At 51.1% G+C, this 17,158-nt stretch carries 16 protein-coding genes; 14 read left to right on the top strand and 2 right to left on the bottom strand.

The genetic code is table 11. The features are described 5' to 3' along the window. Window positions 1–4 precede the first annotated feature (4 nt). Window positions 5–1,870: a heavy metal translocating P-type ATPase gene (locus BMY63_RS10050; protein WP_091916404.1), complete on the bottom strand. Its 1,866-nt coding sequence runs from the start codon at window positions 1,868–1,870 to the stop codon at window positions 5–7. A 1,187-nt stretch (window positions 1,871–3,057) separates the two neighbouring features. Here BMY63_RS10050 and BMY63_RS10045 point away from each other — a divergent pair. Further along, window positions 3,058–4,383, top strand: a complete 1,326-nt coding sequence (locus BMY63_RS10045; protein WP_091916403.1) for a Fic family protein — start codon at window positions 3,058–3,060, stop codon at window positions 4,381–4,383. Between the two features lie 82 nt (window positions 4,384–4,465). On the opposite strand, the gene BMY63_RS10040 is transcribed toward BMY63_RS10045, so the two are convergent. Continuing rightward, entirely contained in the window at window positions 4,466–4,966 is a 501-nt protein-coding gene (locus BMY63_RS10040) for an HXXEE domain-containing protein (RefSeq protein WP_177178427.1), read from the bottom strand. A gap of 153 nt (window positions 4,967–5,119) precedes the next feature. Between BMY63_RS10040 and BMY63_RS10035 the strand changes: the two genes are divergently transcribed. The 13 genes from BMY63_RS10035 (at window position 5,120) to BMY63_RS09975 (ending at window position 17,095) form a co-directional block, all read left to right on the top strand. Next, a complete protein-coding gene (locus BMY63_RS10035; protein ID WP_091916401.1) occupies window positions 5,120–5,857 on the top strand; it encodes an SDR family NAD(P)-dependent oxidoreductase in 738 nt (245 codons plus the stop codon). Window positions 5,858–6,161: 304 nt separating this feature from the next. After that, the gene (locus BMY63_RS10030; protein WP_091900465.1) at window positions 6,162–7,004 is read left to right on the top strand and encodes a prephenate dehydratase; all 843 of its coding nucleotides are present in this window, start codon (window positions 6,162–6,164) and stop codon (window positions 7,002–7,004) included. Window positions 7,005–7,020: 16 nt separating this feature from the next. Further along, window positions 7,021–8,193, top strand: coding sequence for a pyridoxal phosphate-dependent aminotransferase (locus BMY63_RS10025; RefSeq protein WP_091900463.1), 1,173 nt, complete (start codon window positions 7,021–7,023; stop codon window positions 8,191–8,193). Between the two features lie 74 nt (window positions 8,194–8,267). After that, window positions 8,268–9,332, top strand: coding sequence for a bifunctional 3-deoxy-7-phosphoheptulonate synthase/chorismate mutase type II (locus BMY63_RS10020; protein ID WP_091900461.1), 1,065 nt, complete (start codon window positions 8,268–8,270; stop codon window positions 9,330–9,332). 19 nt (window positions 9,333–9,351) lie between these two features. Further along, complete coding sequence (locus tag BMY63_RS10015; protein ID WP_091900459.1) at window positions 9,352–10,143, top strand: prephenate dehydrogenase; 792 nt, start codon at window positions 9,352–9,354, stop codon at window positions 10,141–10,143. Beyond that, window positions 10,140–11,018 (top strand): DMT family transporter, encoded by an 879-nt coding sequence (locus tag BMY63_RS10010; protein WP_091916400.1) that lies wholly within the window; start codon window positions 10,140–10,142, stop codon window positions 11,016–11,018. Before BMY63_RS10015 ends, BMY63_RS10010 begins: the two co-directional genes overlap by 4 nt. A gap of 70 nt (window positions 11,019–11,088) precedes the next feature. Continuing rightward, window positions 11,089–11,331: a GlsB/YeaQ/YmgE family stress response membrane protein gene (locus BMY63_RS10005; protein WP_091900455.1), complete on the top strand. Its 243-nt coding sequence runs from the start codon at window positions 11,089–11,091 to the stop codon at window positions 11,329–11,331. 142 nt (window positions 11,332–11,473) lie between these two features. After that, a complete protein-coding gene (locus tag BMY63_RS10000) occupies window positions 11,474–12,316 on the top strand; it encodes a DnaJ domain-containing protein (RefSeq protein ID WP_091916399.1) in 843 nt (280 codons plus the stop codon). 1 nt (window position 12,317) lies between these two features. Next, window positions 12,318–12,911, top strand: coding sequence for an epoxyqueuosine reductase QueH (locus BMY63_RS09995; RefSeq protein WP_091916398.1), 594 nt, complete (start codon window positions 12,318–12,320; stop codon window positions 12,909–12,911). Between the two features lie 69 nt (window positions 12,912–12,980). After that, on the top strand, window positions 12,981–14,345 hold the full coding sequence (ffh, locus tag BMY63_RS09990) for a signal recognition particle protein (protein ID WP_091916392.1): 1,365 nt from the start codon (window positions 12,981–12,983) through the stop codon (window positions 14,343–14,345). Between the two features lie 18 nt (window positions 14,346–14,363). Continuing rightward, complete coding sequence (gene folD, locus BMY63_RS09985; protein WP_091900449.1) at window positions 14,364–15,242, top strand: bifunctional methylenetetrahydrofolate dehydrogenase/methenyltetrahydrofolate cyclohydrolase FolD; 879 nt, start codon at window positions 14,364–14,366, stop codon at window positions 15,240–15,242. Between the two features lie 74 nt (window positions 15,243–15,316). Beyond that, the gene (locus BMY63_RS09980; RefSeq protein WP_091916391.1) at window positions 15,317–15,496 is read left to right on the top strand and encodes a tetratricopeptide repeat protein; all 180 of its coding nucleotides are present in this window, start codon (window positions 15,317–15,319) and stop codon (window positions 15,494–15,496) included. 72 nt (window positions 15,497–15,568) lie between these two features. Beyond that, window positions 15,569–17,095: a carboxylesterase/lipase family protein gene (locus BMY63_RS09975; RefSeq protein WP_091916390.1), complete on the top strand. Its 1,527-nt coding sequence runs from the start codon at window positions 15,569–15,571 to the stop codon at window positions 17,093–17,095. Window positions 17,096–17,158: the final 63 nt, after the last annotated feature.

Raw genomic sequence — 17,158 nt, 5'->3', positions numbered from 1 at the left:
GATATTATCTTGTTAGTTTTAATCTGAGACTGTTCATCACGACGCTCACGCTCGAGAAGGCCATGAGTGCCGAAGCCCACATCGGGTTGATCTGCCACTGAGCGCCGAAGAGATAGGGTAGGCCGGCGGCAAGAGGGATACAGACGATGTTGTAGATGAACGCCCAGAAGAGGTTCTGGCGTATCATGCCCACCGTGCGCCTGGAGAGGTCGACAGCCTCGCCGATGCGTCGCAGGTCGGTGCCCATGAGTGTCACCTGTGCCACCTCCATCGCCACGTCGGTGCCCTTGCCCATGGCGATGCTCACATCCGCAATCGCCAGAGCCTGTGAGTCGTTGATGCCGTCGCCTACCATCGCCACGCGATGCCCCTCGTTCTGCAGCTGGCGCACCAGATCCTCCTTGTCCTGTGGCAGCACCTCACTGCGGTAGTGGGCGATGGCGGCCTCGTCGGCAATCTGTCGTGCCCGCTCGTCCTGGTCGCCGCTGCACATCCATACCGCTATGCCGTGAGCCTTCAAGGCCTCCATCGCCTCACGGGCGTGGGGCTTCAGTTGCTCTCCCGTATCAGTGGGCATGGTCAGCGTACCCGTCTTGTCGATCACCATCGTGTCAATCTTTCGCATCTCCTCAAGGGCCGTCGCATCCTTGATGAGGATATTCTTCTTTGCCGCCTTGCCGATGCCCACCATCAGGGCCGTTGGCGTGGCGAGTCCCATGGCACAGGGACAGGCTATCACCAGCACCGAGACGGCTGAGAGGATGGCCTGTGGCAGTACGGTGACACCGCCGATGAGCAGCCATACGAGGCCGGTGAGCAGACTGATGCCCACCACGACGGGCACGAACACGAGGGCGATCCTGTCGACCACCCGTTGCACGGGTGCCTTTGAGCCCTGTGCCTCCTGAACCCTCTTGATGATATGGGCGAGCATGGTCTTCTGTCCCACCTCTTGTGCCTTGAAACGGAACGTGCCTTGTCTGACGATGGTACCTGCGAACACCCTGTCGCCCGCCTTCTTCGCTGCGGCTATCGGCTCACCGGTGATCATCGACTCGTCGACGCTGCCCTCGCTGTCGCCTACCACCGTACCGTCAACGGCGATCCTCTCGCCTGGTCTCACCTCAATGGTGTCGCCTGGCTGCAGCACGGTGATAGGTGCCTCCGTGATCGTGCCGTTCTCCACGAGATGGGCCGTCTTCGGCTGTAACCCCATCAGGGCGCGGATGGCCGAGGCCGTACCGTTCTTGGCGCGCTCCTCTATCAGTCGTCCTGTCAGCACGAAGGTGATGATCATCACCGAGGCGTCGAAGTAGGTATGCCACTCCATGCCTCGTGCGCCCCACACCCGCTCTCCCCAGAACGTGTTGAAGGCACTGAACAGGAAGCTGATGCCCGTGGAGAGAGCCACCAGCGTGTCCATGTTCGCCGAGCCGTGTATCAGCTGCTTCCCTGCCGTCGCATAGAACTGCCGTCCGCAGTATAAGAGGTTCGTCAGTGCGATGATGAGCATGGTCTGATTGGCCGTATCGCGTGAGCCGATGGCGACCCAGTCCATCGAGATGGCCATCACCAGCAGGGCAAGGAGCCACGACCAAGCGACCTTATTCCTGAGCGTCGTATAGGCGCGCCGCTCGATGGTTTCTATATTTCGGTCTTCCTCGATCACCATGTCGTAGCCGATCTTACCCAGTTCGTCCTTCATCTGTTCGAGTGAGATCCTCGCAGGGTCATACTCCACCAGGGCCGTCCGAGCAGGCAGGTTCACCGCAGCCGACAGGATGCCGTCGAGACTGTTGAGCTTCTGTTCGACGCGTGCCGAGCACCCTGCGCACATCATTCCGAGTATGGCAATTGTTCTTTTCTCCATTCTGATGGCAAAGGTACGAATAAGTGAGAAGAAAGCCAAAAGTTTTTGTGGCTTTCTCGAACGTAAGTCCCATTGCCATGTCCCCCGCCACCCCCCTGTGCCCCTCTGCGGTCCCTGAGCTTGTCGCGCTCGAGCTTTGCTCGCTTGGCTTGTCCAAGAAGGGAAAACCGCAGAGTCTGTCGAAACATCGAAGCGCGCAGCCGAGAAAGATCACGCCAGACCTTTGATGGTCTGAGCGTACCTTAATGTAAGAGCGACAGGAGGAGCGGTTAAGCCTTCCCATATAGGGGAAGGTTTGGTTAGGGTGGATGTCTCTTTTGGTTCTTTTCTCTGCGCCAGAGAAAAAGAACAGACTGCAGGGTACAACCCTGCATTGTAGATAGAACTTCTTGCGTCCCGCTGGTAACAAGCGAGATAGTCTTCTTGCCATATATCTTTACAAATGCCCCCTCATAACTCGCATGGAGATCAGGAATGCAGGAATGAACTCCGTACACGCGAGTTTTGAGTGAATTCTGTATTTATCTGATATCAAGCACTTTACATCTACCCAACAAAGGGGCGGAATTTTTCCCTCAAAGAGATAGGCCTTATGAGTCGTGGAGATAGGCTCCACGAGTGAAGGAGATAATCCCTATACCCTATAAGAGATTATCTCTTTCACTCATAAGTGCCATTCCTTACCATCGTGGAGATTATCTCTTTAACCATAAAGAGGCGGGTCAACCCAGAGCAGGCCCGTTCTTTACTCCGGACAGGTCCCAAGTATGCCATAACAGGGCTAAAAGGAGCTAGAAGAGCCACCCTGTTTCTTCTGGTTCGCAACTTTACACAACCACTTTTTTTATTACTTTTTCCTGACAAAAGACTTTTCTCTCTTGCCTCGTTCCTCCGATTTAGTGTCAAGACAGTGAATGAAATCACCCACCTTTACATGACACTAACTAATAATAAACAGATATGCGTGACCTCTTGCAGCAAGAAATAGAGAGTAAACAAGAGCCGAATGCTCTCTATGAGAAGTTGGGATATAGTTTATGGTTCTTTCCAATTTATAAAGAATTGGAAAGAATTGAATAGTTATAAATGGTTAAATATAGGTTTTTATTTGAATTAATTCTTTCCAATTCTTGTAATATTGGAAAGAATTGTATATATTTGCGGTCAGAAATCATTATAAGGAAGATATGATAGAAAGACCTCCATATATAACAGACAGGGATTTGGTAACGGTGATGCTTGACAAGTCAAGAAGACCTGATGAGAAGTTGAACGCATTAATTGGCAAGATTAACGACGACTACGAATATTGGGATACGATCAAATACAAAAAACGCCCAGATAGTTGCGTTTCAGCTCAAGAGTTATGGTTAAGTGTAAAAGCCTCTCGCATATCAAGTACCGTTTATACTTGGGACAAATACAACGTAAATTTCGGCATGACCAACAAGATGCAGAGGTTGTGCCACGAGTTTGATATGAACTTTGGTGGTTCATGGGGGACGGGTAGTGTCATTCCTAATGAGAATAGAGAGCGATATCTAATCAGTTCGCTGATGGAAGAAGCCATCTATTCTAGCCAGATGGAAGGTGCTGCTACGACCCGTAAGGTGGCAAAGGATATGTTACGTAGGCAAATATCGCCTAAGGACAAGTCGCAGCAGATGATAGTCAACAACTATCAGACTATTCGTTTTATTGTTGAGAACAAGCATACTCCGTTGACACCGGAATTAGTGTTACACATCCATCATTTGATGACGGATAAGACTCTCAACGACCCCAATGATGCTGGCAGGCTCCGCACAAATAACGAGGTGGTGGTAGAAGATGGCATTACCCATGAAGTTGTTCATACGCCCCCCTCTTATGAAGAACTGCCAACATTCCTGAAGGAGTTGTGCAAATACTTCAATGAGACAAACGCAAGAGTATTTGTCCATCCCATTATTCGTGGCATCATCATCCATTTCATGGTGGCTTATATGCATCCCTTTGTTGATGGAAATGGCAGAACGGCTCGTGCCTTGTTCTACTGGTATATGTTGAAGCAGGGCTATTGGCTCACGGAGTATCTTTCCATCTCTCGTGTTATAGCTATGTCAAAGAATTCGTATGAGAAAGCTTATCAATATGTGGAAGCTGATGATAACGATTTGGGCTATTTCATTACTTACAACCTAAAAGTGCTTGACCAAGCTTTTAAGCAATTGCAGAATTACATCAAGAAGAAACAGGACGAAAAGATGTTGGCAAGTACATTTCTTCAGATTGGTGATATCAATGAGCGTCAAGCCCAGATTATCCGTATGTATATGGAGAATCCAAAAGAAGTGCTGACGGTGAAGGATCTGCAGAACAAGTTCATGGTGACTGCCACTACAGCCAAAAGTGATATCATAGGCTTGTTGAATCGTGGCTTGCTTAAAGAAATCGCATTCAATAAAGTGAAGCGTGGTTACGTAAAAGGCGAAGAATACGATGATATCGTAAAGGACATAGAGTTTAGATAGCATTGAAATATACTCGCGTTTCTTTCCTATGCGCTCCCCTAACTGTTGTTGCGTCAGTTTCTGACTTCAAATAACGAGATGTTTATTTCCCCCACTTGAGGCCCAGATAGTGGGCGAGGGCGAGGTTGGCAACTATGAGGGGTAAGCCGATCAGAGCGTACGACAACAGTTGGGATGGACTGAACTGATGGCATAGCTCGTGTATGACCATGTAGGAAAAGGGGAGTAGGAGGATGGATGACACAAGACCTGGTATGTAGCCTCTTACGACAATTGCCTGAATGACATGTACGACGAGATGGATGGAGAAGGCCAGGAATATGGCTGTCCAGAGTTCGATGGCGTATGCGCCTCCGAGAAGTGCATAGATGGTGATGGCCACCAACACGATGAGCTCTTCTAATGCGGCCGTCAGGAAGGCCTTGGTGCTCATACGCTGCAGGTGGTCGAATATACGTCGCAACCTGGGGAGACGTGAACTCAAGGCGGCATGATGTGCGGTCACCCATCTGTGCTGCACGGCCACCTCTTCCCCGTCGTGAACGACGAAGGCAAGAATGAATAGGATGTAAATGATGTTCATCGTCATGCAAAGATCGGAAATTCTTGTCGTAACCCGATGACAAAAGGCGTTTTTTTGTGTCGGAGAGGCGATATTCTTGACATAGACGTAATTATAATAAGAAGAAATGTTGTATCTTTGCGACATGATAACAGATAATCAATAACTGATGTGATGGAAAAGAGAAGAGCAATCGTGATTGGAGCGTCGTCGGGCATCGGAAGAGAGGTGGCGCGGCTGTTGATCGCCGAGGGATGGACGCTGGGCGTGGCGGCACGACGGACAGACTTGTTGCAGACGCTCGGTGACGTGCAGGTGGAGCAGATCGACGTGACCAGTGAGGATGCGACGAGTCGTTTGCGCACGCTAATAAATAAGGTGGGCGGCATGGATCTGTTCTTCTATGCCTCGGGCATCGGCAAACAGAACCGTGAACTGGCGGAGGGTATCGAGATGGCGACGATGCAGACGAACGCCTTGGGGTTTACCCGGATGATTGGCGAGGCCTACCGTTATTTCGCGGAACAGGGTGGGGGGCATATCGCTGCCATCAGTTCAATCGCAGGGACGAAAGGACTGGGACCGGCACCGGCGTATTCGGCCACGAAGGCCATGCAGAACGTGTATCTGCAGGCTTTGGAGCAGCAGGCGCACAGCCGAGGGTTGAAAATACGGTTTACGGATATCAGACCTGGCTTCGTGGATACGGCTCTGCTTGCGGGCGACTTCCGCTATCCGATGATGCTGAAGCCTGAGCGGGTGGCCAAGGAGATCGTGCGGGCCATCAACGACAAACGTCATATCCGCGTGATCGACTGGAAGTACAGATTGCTGACGGCCGTATGGCGGGGGATTCCCAATTGTGTCTGGCGACGGATCCCCAGGTGTGTCTGGCGACGGATGAAGCTCTGAAGACAGAGAAGAGGGGCCGACAAGGGGGTAAAATAGAAAAATGTAAGTGAAAACGCAAATTTTATAGCAAAATATTTGTTTGTTTCAAGGAAAAGTGATAATTTTGCACCCGTCAAACAAAAAGAGAAGACAATGAATAAGTTGAACGCCTATATTTACGTCTACTTTTACTTTGCAAGAAATTGTGAAGCGGGAAGTTGCGTGTAAATTCAACTTATGACTGAATAAAGAAATACAAGGTCCCGCTTCACATCCGTGAAAGCGGGATTTTTGTTAAAGCAAAGAATAAAGGAAAGAAAAAGATATGAAGAGAATAGCCATACAAGGACTGATCGGATCGTTCCACGATATCGCCGCACATCTGTACTTCGAGGGAGAGCAGATACAACTGATCTGCTGTTCAACCTTTGAGCAGGTGTTCGCTCAGATCAAGCAGGATCCCACAGCCATCGGCATGCTGGCCATCGAGAACACAATCGCCGGCTCGCTGTTGCATAACTATGAACTGCTGCGTGATAGTGGTACGACGGTGGTCGGCGAGCATAAGCTGCACATCACCCACTGTATCTGCTGTCTGCCTGAGGACGATTGGAGCACCATCACTGAGGTGCACTCTCATCCTGTAGCTCTGATGCAGTGCCGTAACTTCCTGTCTCAGCACCCTACGCTGAAGAACGTGGAGGCGGAGGATACGGCTGGATCGGCGAAGATGATAGCCGAGGGACAGAAACGCGGATGGGCGGCCATCTGTCATGCTGAGGCTGCCAGACTCTACGGACTGAAGGTGCTCGAGGATCATATCGAGGACAACAAGCACAACTTCACCCGCTTCCTTGTGGTGTCGAATCCGAACAAGGCTGATATGCTACGTCCACTGACAGAGGCCAATAAGTCGAGCATCGTCTTCTCGTTGCCCCACGAGGAGGGCTCGCTCTCTCACGTGTTGGCCATTCTCTCGTTCTATAAGATCAATCTGACGAAGATCCAGTCGTTGCCAATCATCGGACGTGAATGGGAGTACTTGTTCTATGTCGATGTGATGTACGACGATCTGACGCGTTACCGTCAGGCGGTGGATGCGATCATTCCGCTGACAAGGGACCTGAAGATCCTGGGTGAATATAAAGATGGGAAACAGACGAATTAATCGACAGTTATATATTATGGATACTAAGATACAACCAGCAGACAGGCTCAGTTTAGTGAGCGAATACTACTTCAGTAGAAAGTTAAAGGAGGTGGCCCAGCTGAATGCCGAGGGCAAGGATATCATCAGTCTGGCCATTGGCAGTCCGGATATGCCGCCGTCGGAGCAGACTGTGGAGAAGCTCTGTGAGGTGGCACACGACCCTACCGCCCACGGCTACCAGCCCACGATGGGTATTCCTGAGTTGCGTGAGGCGATGGCCGACTTCTACAAGCGTTGGTATGACGTGGACCTCGATCCGAAGACGGAGATACAGCCACTCATCGGCTCAAAGGAGGGTATCCTGCATGTGACGCTGGCCTTCGTGAACCCAGGCGACGAGGTGCTCGTGCCTAATCCAGGCTATCCCACCTACACGTCGCTGTCGAAGATCCTTGGAGCGAAGATCGTGAACTACAACCTGCGTGAGGACAACGGATGGCAGCCCGACTTCGACGAACTGGAGCAGATGGATCTGTCGAAGGTGAAGCTGATGTGGACCAACTATCCCAATATGCCGACAGGCGGGAATGCGCGTCGTGAGACCTACGAACGGCTGGTTCAGTTTGCTAAGGATCATCAGATCGTCGTGGTGAACGACAATCCATACTCGTTCATCCTCAATGACCATCCGATGTCACTGTTGCAGGTGCCTGGGGCGAAAGACTGTTGTATTGAGTTCAACTCGATGTCGAAGAGTCATAATATGCCGGGCTGGCGTGTGGGTATGTGTGCTACGAACGCCACCTTTATCTCTTGGATCCTGAAGATTAAGAGTAATATCGACTCGGGTACGTTCCGAGGACTCCAGTTGGCGGCCGCCGAGGCTTACCGTAACTCAGAAAAGTGGCATCATGAGGCGAATATCGAGACCTACGGGCGTCGCCGTCAGTATGCTGAGCAGATCATGGATGTGCTGGGCTGTACCTACGACCCCAATCAGGTGGGTATGTTCCTCTGGGGAAAGATTCCCGAGAAATATGCTGATGTCGAGGATCTGACAGAGAAAGTGCTCCATGAGGCGCGTGTGTTCATCACACCTGGCTTTATCTTCGGCAGTAACGGTCAGCGTTATATCCGCATCTCGCTCTGCGCCAAGGAAGACAAGATCAAGGAAGCGTTAGAAAGAATTAAGAATAAAATTAAATAAACACAGAGTGACAGAGGCGCAGAGAGAAAACAACTCTGTATCTTTGTGTCTCTGTGTTCAAAAACAGAAACTATATGGAACTGGAATTAGCACCATTGAACTTACCGAGTGACAATGAACGTCCCTTCGTGATTGCCGGGCCTTGCTCAGCAGAAACAGAGGAACAAGTGATGACTACTGCCCGTGAGCTGGCCATGAAGGGCTGCCATAACTTCCGTGCTGGTGTGTGGAAGCCACGCACGAAACCGGGTGGCTTCGAGGGGCACGGTGAGCCCGCACTCGTATGGCTGAAACAGGTGAAGGAAGATACGAAGATGTTGGTTTCTACTGAGGTGGCCACACCTGAGCACGTAGAGCTGTGCTTGAAGTATGATATTGACATCCTCTGGATTGGTGCTCGTACGTCGGCTAACCCCTTTGCCATGCAGGCAATCGCCGACTCGCTGAAGGGTGTGGATATCCCCGTGTTCGTGAAGAACCCGGTGAATCCTGATCTGGAACTCTGGATTGGTGCCTTGGAGCGTCTGAACCAGGCTGGCGTGAAGCGTCTGGGAGCTATCCATCGCGGTTTCTCATCTTATGAGCAGAAGATCTACCGTAATGCGCCGATGTGGCAGATTCCCATCGAACTGCGTCGTCGTGTGCCTGAGCTGCCGATTATCAGTGATCCGTCGCATATCGGAGGGCGTCGCGAACTGATCGCACCTCTTTGTCAGCAGGCGATGGACTTAGGTTTCGATGGTCTGATCATCGAGAGCCACTGTGATCCTGATAAGGCATGGAGTGATGCTAAGCAACAGGTGACACCTGATGTGCTCGACTATATCCTCTCGCTGTTGGTGATCCGTGATGAGAACACCACCACCGAGGGCATCACCTCTCTGCGTAAGCAGATTGATGAGCTCGACAACCAACTCATGGACTTGCTCGCCAAGCGTATGAGAGTGTGCCGTGAGATCGGACAGTACAAGAAGGAGCATAATATGACCGTGTTGCAGGCCAACCGCTACAATGAGATCCTGAACAAGCGTGGTGCACAGGGCTCACTCTGTGGCATGGACCCGGAGTTTGTGGCTCATGTGTTTGAGAATATCCATGAGGAATCGGTTCGTCAGCAGATTGAAATCATCAATAAGTAGGTATAGGAGAAGGAAGCAGATGAAAATATTAGTAATGGGCGCAGGTAAGATGGGAAGTTTCTTCATCGACCTGCTGAGCTTTGAACACGAAGTGGCTGTCTTTGAGCGCGACGCCAAGCGGATGCGCTTTACCTACAATTGTCAGCGCTTCACTACTTTTGAAGAGATTAAGGAGTTTAAACCCGAACTACTCATCAATGCGGTCACTCTGAAATACACGATCCCGGTGTTCAAGGAGGTGATCCCTTATCTCCCCAAGGAGTGTATCATCAGTGACATCGCTTCGGTGAAGACTGATATGAAGGAGTTCTATGAGTCGACGGGCATGCGTTATGTCTCGACACACCCGATGTTCGGTCCTACGTTCGCCAACCTGCAGCAGCTCTCTGAGGAGAACGCGATCATCATCAGCGAGGGCGACTACATGGGTCGTATCTTCTTCAAGGACCTCTATCAGAAGTTGGGACTCAACATCTACGAATATACCTTCGAGGAGCATGATAAGACGGTGGCCTACTCGCTGTCAATCCCGTTCGTGTCGACGTTTGTGTTTGCGGCTGTCATGAAGCATCAGGATGCGCCGGGTACTACCTTCAAGCGTCATATGCGGATTGCCAAGGGGGTGCTCAACGAGGATGACTATCTGCTTCAGGAAATACTCTTCAACCCCTATACTCACGATCAGGTGGCCCAGATTCGCACGGAACTGAAGGAGCTTCTTGAGATTATTGATAAGAAGGATGCCGGTGGTATGAAGAAGTACTTGACGAAGATCCGTAACAATGTGAAACGCGACATAGAGATTAAATGAAATATCATCTTGTAGCATTTGCGATCGTAGCAATATGGGGCAGCACCTTCGTCTTTACGAAGATGTTGCTCCAAAATGGTCTGTCACCGGCGCAGATCTTCACCCTTCGCTTCGCCATCGCTTATATCCTGTTGCTGGCCTTCAGTATCGCCCAGAAGAACTTCCGGCTCTTCTGCGACAACTGGCGCGACGAGTTGCTGATGGTCGTGCTTGGCCTTACCGGCGGATCGGTCTATTTCCTGGCGGAGAACGCGGCGATGCTCTACACGACAGCCACCAATACATCACTTATCGTATGTAGTTGTCCGCTGTTTGCCATGCTGGCCTTCGCATTGCTGTATCGCCATAGCGAGCGCATCACAAGGGTTCAGGCATTGGGCTCTTTCGTGGCTTTTCTGGGAATGGCGGTCGTGGTACTGAACGGGCGTTTCGTGCTCCATCTCTCGCCTCTTGGTGATATGCTGGCCTTTGCCGCCTGTCTCTGTTGGGTGGTCTACTCCTTGTTGATGAAGCCGTTTGTAGAGCGCTATTCCACGCTGTTCATCACCCGTAAGGTGTTTATCTATGGTCTTGTCACCATCATACCTTACTACCTGATCGTGCCGGGCTTCCCTTCACTCGACGTGCTTCTGAAGCCGGATGTGATATGGAACCTGCTCTTCCTGGGTGTTGTGGCCTCAATGATCTGTTATGTCGTATGGAACTGGGTCATCAGCAAGCTCGGGGCTGTCGTCGCTACCAACTGGATCTATTTCAACCCTATCACCACGATCCTCTTCGCATGGTGGTTGCTCCATGAGCAGATCACCGTCTGGTTCCTCCTTGGTACTGTCTTCATTCTTGGGGGTATGTATCTGGCTAACAGGAAAAAATGAGCGAGTTTCTTTGTACTTTGAATATATTTGTCTATATTTGCGGTATGAATCGAACTAAAAACGAATGATTATGGGTAGTATTATTTTCACAATTGTTATCGGATGTCTGGCTGGCTTCTGTGCTGGCAAGTTGATGAAAGGTGGCGGCTACGGCTTTGTCATGAACCTGGTGCTTGGCCTCTTCGGTAGTGTTCTCGGTAGCTGGTTGTTTACTGAACTGGGCATCGAGTGGGGTGGACTTCTGGGACAGCTTGGCACAGCCATCATCGGTGCTGTTGCCATCCTCTGGATCGCTTCACTGATCAAGAAGTAAAAAACAAAGAAAAAACACAGAGGGACGGTTCTTTTGTGTCGGACGGCACATGAGAGCCGTCCCCTTGTGTTTAAAAGTAAATTATTCCTAATCGCTTTGCGGTATCGGATATTATATGTACTTTTGCAGGTAAAAAGAAACGATGGTAGCAGGAAAATGGATTGGTGGCTTTATCGGCTGGATGGCCGGAGGGCCGTTGGGCGCATTAGCCGGATATCTGGTGGGAGCGCTCTTCGACTCTATGCTCGATGGGGTGAACACCCCCGACAACTCCGGCACGTGGGGCTATGGCTCACAGCGTGATGGCAACTGGCAACAGACATATCAGGATTATAGTCAGGCTTATCAGCAGGCCTATCGCCAGCGTCAGCAGCAGGGTAACCGGAACAGTTTCCTGTTCTCGTTGCTCGTGCTTTCCTCGTATATCATCAAGGCCGATGGTAAGGCGATGCACTCGGAGATGGAGATGGTGCGACAGATGCTCAGGCAGAACTTCGGCGCTGCTGCAGTGGCCCAAGGCAATGAGATCCTGAACAAACTCTTCGAGGAACAGAAACGGGAGGGGTGGTCGCAGTTTAAGCAGACCGTCCGGGAGTGTTGTGCACAGATCAATCGACAGATGGACTACTCACAGCGCCTCCAGTTGCTTAACTACCTCGTGATGGTGGCCAAAGCCGATGGTCGGTTGCCCCAGAGTGAGGTGACGGCGCTGAAGGAGTGTGCCGGTTGGATGGGTCTCCGTGAGAGTGAGGTCGACTCGATGCTCCACCTCGAAGGCAATACCCTCGAGGATGCTTATAAGGTGCTGGGTGTCAGTCCTGATGCCAGTGATAATGAGGTGAAGAAGGCTTATCGTAAACTGGCTCTTGAGCACCATCCCGACAAGGTGGCGGCTCTTGGCGATGATGTGAGAAAGGCAGCCGAGAAGAAGTTCCAGGAGATCAACGCTGCGAAAGACCGTATCTGGAAAGCTCGCGGACTATGATATCATGAAGAAGCCTGCGATTATAGTACCAGAAGGGTGTAAGGAGGTGCTGTTGCATGCCTGTTGTGCACCTTGTTCATCTGCTATCGTGGAGTGGATGGTGCAGCATGATGTGCACCCCACCATCTTCTACTATAATCCGAACATCTGGCCTCGTGAGGAGTATGAGATCCGTAAGCAGGAGAGCAAACGGCATGCAGAGAGTCTCGGACTGACATGGATCGACGGTGACTATGACCACGAGCAGTGGCGGCAGAACGTGTGCGGCCTTGAGGGGGAACCGGAGCGGGGACGGCGCTGTGAACTGTGTTTCACACTCCGTCTGACGGCGGCCGCCCGGGAGGCCAAGGAACTCGGACTGCAGTATTTCACGACGACGCTTGCCTCTAGTCGGTGGAAGAGCCTGGAACAGATAGAACGTGCTGGGCATCAGGCTGAACAGACTGTGGCGGGTACTACCTTCTGGGCACAGAACTGGCGTAAAGGCGGACTCTATGAGCGACGGAACCAACTGCTGAAGGAATATGCCTTCTATAACCAGCAGTACTGTGGCTGTGAGTTTTCGCAACGTCCTTCTGGTGAACAAAATAAATAAAAACGAGACTATTGTTTGTGAGTCTCGTTTTTTTTGTGTAATTTTGCAGCCTAAAATAAATAAGGTAGTATGTTTGAGAACTTAAGTGATAGACTTGAACGGTCGTTCAAGATATTGAAGGGTGAAGGAAAGATCACCGAGATCAATGTTGCTGAGACACTGAAGGATGTACGTCGTGCGCTGCTTGATGCCGACGTGAACTACAAGGTGGCGAAAAACTTCACCGACACAGTGAAGCAGAAGGCTCTTGGCATGAACGTGCTGACGGCTGTGAAGCCGAGTCAGTTGATGGTGAAGATCGTGCACGACGAGCTCGCCGAACTGATGGGTGGTAAGGCTGCCGAACTGAAGGTCGAGGGCCGTGTCGGTGCTCCTGCCATCATCCTGATGTCGGGTCTGCAGGGTTCTGGTAAGACCACGTTCAGTGGTAAGCTGGCCAACCTGCTCAAGAACCAGAACCATAAGAAACCTCTGTTGGTGGCCTGCGACGTGTATCGTCCTGCTGCCATTGAGCAGTTGAAGGTGGTAGGAGAGAGCGTAGGTGTGCCCGTCTATTCCGAGCCCGACAACAAGAATGTGGTGGAGATTGCCAACCATGCCATCCAGGAGGCTAAGTCTAAGGCTAATGACGTGGTGATCATCGATACCGCCGGTCGTCTGGCTGTCGACGAGGAAATGATGAATGAGATCGAGACGCTGAAGAATGCAATCCATCCCAATGAGACCCTCTTCGTGGTTGACTCGATGACCGGTCAGGATGCCGTGAACACCGCCAAGGAGTTCAATGATCGTCTCGACTTCGACGGCGTGGTACTGACAAAGCTCGACGGTGACACCCGTGGTGGTGCTGCCCTCTCTATCCGTACGGTGGTGACGAAGCCTATCAAGTTCGTCGGTACGGGTGAGAAGATGGAGGCCATCGATGTGTTCCATCCTGAGCGTATGGCCGACCGTATCCTCGGCATGGGTGATATCGTCTCGCTGGTGGAGCGCGCCCAGCAACAGTACGACGAGGAGGAGGCTAAGCGTCTGGAGAAGAAGATCCGCAAGAACAAGTTCGACTTCGACGACTTTATGGGTCAGATACAGCAGATCAAAAAGATGGGTAACATCAAGGATCTGGCAGGTATGATCCCTGGTGTCGGTAAGCAAATCAAGGATCTGGATATCGACGACGATGCCTTCAAGGGTATTGAGGCTATCATTAACTCGATGACACCGAAGGAGCGTGCCAATCCGGACATCATCAATCAGAGTCGCCGTCGTCGTATCGCCGCTGGCTCGGGAACGAAGATGGAAGATGTGAACCGTCTGATGAAGCAGTTCGACCAGACCCGTAAGATGATGAAGATGGTAACTGGCATGAACGCGTCGAAGATGGCTCAGATGGCTAATGCCATGAAGGCTATGAAAGGCGGCATGCCGAAGTTCTAGGATATTTTATTTTGAGATATGCAACTGATAGACGGAAAAGCAACAGCAACGGCCATCAAGGCTGAGATTGCTGAGGAGGTAAAGGAGATTGTTGCCAAGGGTGGCAAGCAGCCCCATCTGGCTGCTGTGCTCGTGGGTCACGATGGTGGCTCGGAGACGTATGTGAAGAACAAGGTATTGGCTTGTGAGGCCTGTGGCTTCAAGTCGACACTCATTCGTTTTGAGGACGATATCACCGAGGCGGAGCTGCTGGCGTGTGTCGACAAGCTCAACAAGGATGAGGATGTTGATGGCTTTATCGTTCAGTTGCCTCTGCCGAAGCATATCGATGAGCAGAAGATTATCGAGGCCATCGACTATCGCAAGGATGTCGACGGTTTCCATCCTATCAACGTGGGACGCATGGCGATCGGTCTGCCGTGTTTCATCTCTGCCACTCCGTTGGGTATTATCACTTTGTTGAAGCGTTATGGCATCGAGACCTCCGGTAAGAAATGCGTCATCCTCGGGCGTTCTAACATCGTCGGTAAGCCTATGGCTCAGCTGATGATGCAGAAACAGTATGGTGACGCGACGGTGACCGTTTGTCACTCTCGTTCCAAAACTCTTAAGGAGGAGTGTCGTGCAGCAGATATCATCATCGCTGCTATCGGTCAGCCTGACTTCGTGACGGCCGACATGGTGAAGGAAGGTGCTGTGATTGTCGACGTAGGTACCACCCGTGTGCCTGACGCAACTCGTAAGAGTGGCTTCCGTCTGAACGGTGATGTGAAGTTCGATGAGGTGGCTCCTAAGTGCTCGTTTATCACACCTGTTCCCGGTGGGGTTGGTCCGATGACCATCTGTTCGCTGATGAAGAATACTCTCGCCGCAGGCAAGAAGGAATATTATAAGTAGTCGATAGTGATAGTGTAGAGTCTGTAGTTATCTGATCTATATACTCTGCACTATCAGCTATCAAAAAAGGAAAGATGACAGCAGAAGAGTATTATCAGCAAGGTAATGAGGCGCGTAAGCGCGGTCAGTGGCACGAGGCTATCAATAGCTATATACGGGCTATTGAACTCGACCCGGACAGTCCTGCTGTCGAGGCCAAGCGGATGCTCGACGATATCATGGCCTTTTACTGCAAGGATATGTATAATCCCTGAACCCTCAACAACCAATAAACTATATTTATTTTAACTAACAACTTATTATTTTCTTATAACTAACAACTTATTATGAAAAGATTATTATTGCCTCTACTGCTCTTGGTAGCAGTGTCTGCCAATGCTGCAGAGAATCCCGTGTTAACGATTGAAGGTGGTAAGGTCCAAGGTGTTCTGGCCGACGATCATCCTGATGTGTTTGTTTATCGTGGCATCCCTTATGCCGCACCTCCTATTAAGGAAAACCGTTGGAAGGCTCCACAGCCGGTCATACCCTGGAAGGGTGTGAAGATCTGTGATACCTTCGGACGTCCCAGTTATCAGGCTATTCAGTATCCAGGTGGATACTACACCGAGTGGGGCTATGGTAAGGAGGCCGGTTCCAGTGAGGACTGCTTATATCTGAACGTATGGACAAAGGCTCCTGGTCAGGTCGGTAAGAAACTGCCTGTAGCCCTGTGGATTCATGGTGGTGGCTATCGCGAGGGCTTCGGCTCAGAGCCTGAGTTCGACGGACAGGAGTGGGGCGCTAAGGACGTCGTGCTCGTTTCTATCAACTATCGTTTGGGCGTGTTCGGATTCCTCGTACACCCTGCTCTTTCTGAGGAGAGTCCTAATAAGGTGTCGGGCAACTATGGTATCCTCGACCAGATTGAGGCTCTGAAATGGATTAAGAAGAACATCGCCCAGTTTGGTGGCGATCCCGATAACGTGACGATCTTCGGACAGAGTGCTGGTGGTGGTAGTGTACGTACTCTCTGTGAGTCGCCCTTGGCTCGTGGTCTTTTCAACAAGGCCGTGATCATGAGTGCCCAGGGACTTGCAATCCCTGATGCTCAGGGCAATATGATGGGTGCCCGTTACAGTGGCGGCACATTCCAGGAGGCTGAGGCCAATGCCAAGAAGGTATTCGACTGGGCTGGTCTGACTGATCTGAAGAAGATGCGTCAGGCTTCCACAGAGACTATCTTTGCTCTGCCTACGCTCTACTATCAGATTAACAACGACGGTCAGCAGGCCAGTGGCCCCATGGCGTTTATGCGCATGGGTCTGCCATTCATGCCGATGATCGATGGCTATGTCAGTGAGAAGAGCTTTGATGATGCTACTCGTGGAGGTACACTGGCCGACGTGCCTTATATGATTGGTTTTACCCTCAACGATATGGGTAACATGGCTCCTAATATCGCCGAGTTCTGTAAGGTTCGCGAACAGAAGGGTGGTAAGGCCTGGGCTTATGAGTTTGCTCGTCCGTTGCCCGATGACGGCTCTCATCCTGAGGTGACAGCTCGTCTCAAAGGTGCTTTCCATAGCAGTGACCTCTGGTTTGTGTTCAAGTCGCTCAAGCACTGCTGGCGTCCTTGGACTCAGGGCGATTGGGATCTCTCAGAGAAGATGCTCACTGCGTGGACTAATTTCGTGAAATACGCTGATCCGAATGGTCCGAAGGGTGGCGAATGGGCTCCCTGTACAGAGAAGAATACGAAGTTCATGGTGTTCAAACTCGATGATAAGGATGCTGAGGCTTCTTTCTTCGGTGATCCCGAGATTGCACCTCAGCCGCAAGGCTTCCCCTTCGGTGCTCCCAGCGGTAGGTAATCTGTATGTTTTCTGTTGTAGAGACATATATAATCCCTGGACCGTTGACGGTCCAGGGATTGC

This window comes from Prevotella aff. ruminicola Tc2-24, assembly GCF_900110895.1.
Classification (GTDB): domain Bacteria; phylum Bacteroidota; class Bacteroidia; order Bacteroidales; family Bacteroidaceae; genus Prevotella.
Note: the sequence above shows the minus strand (reverse complement) of the source record. Positions and strands in the feature narration are given on the sequence as shown.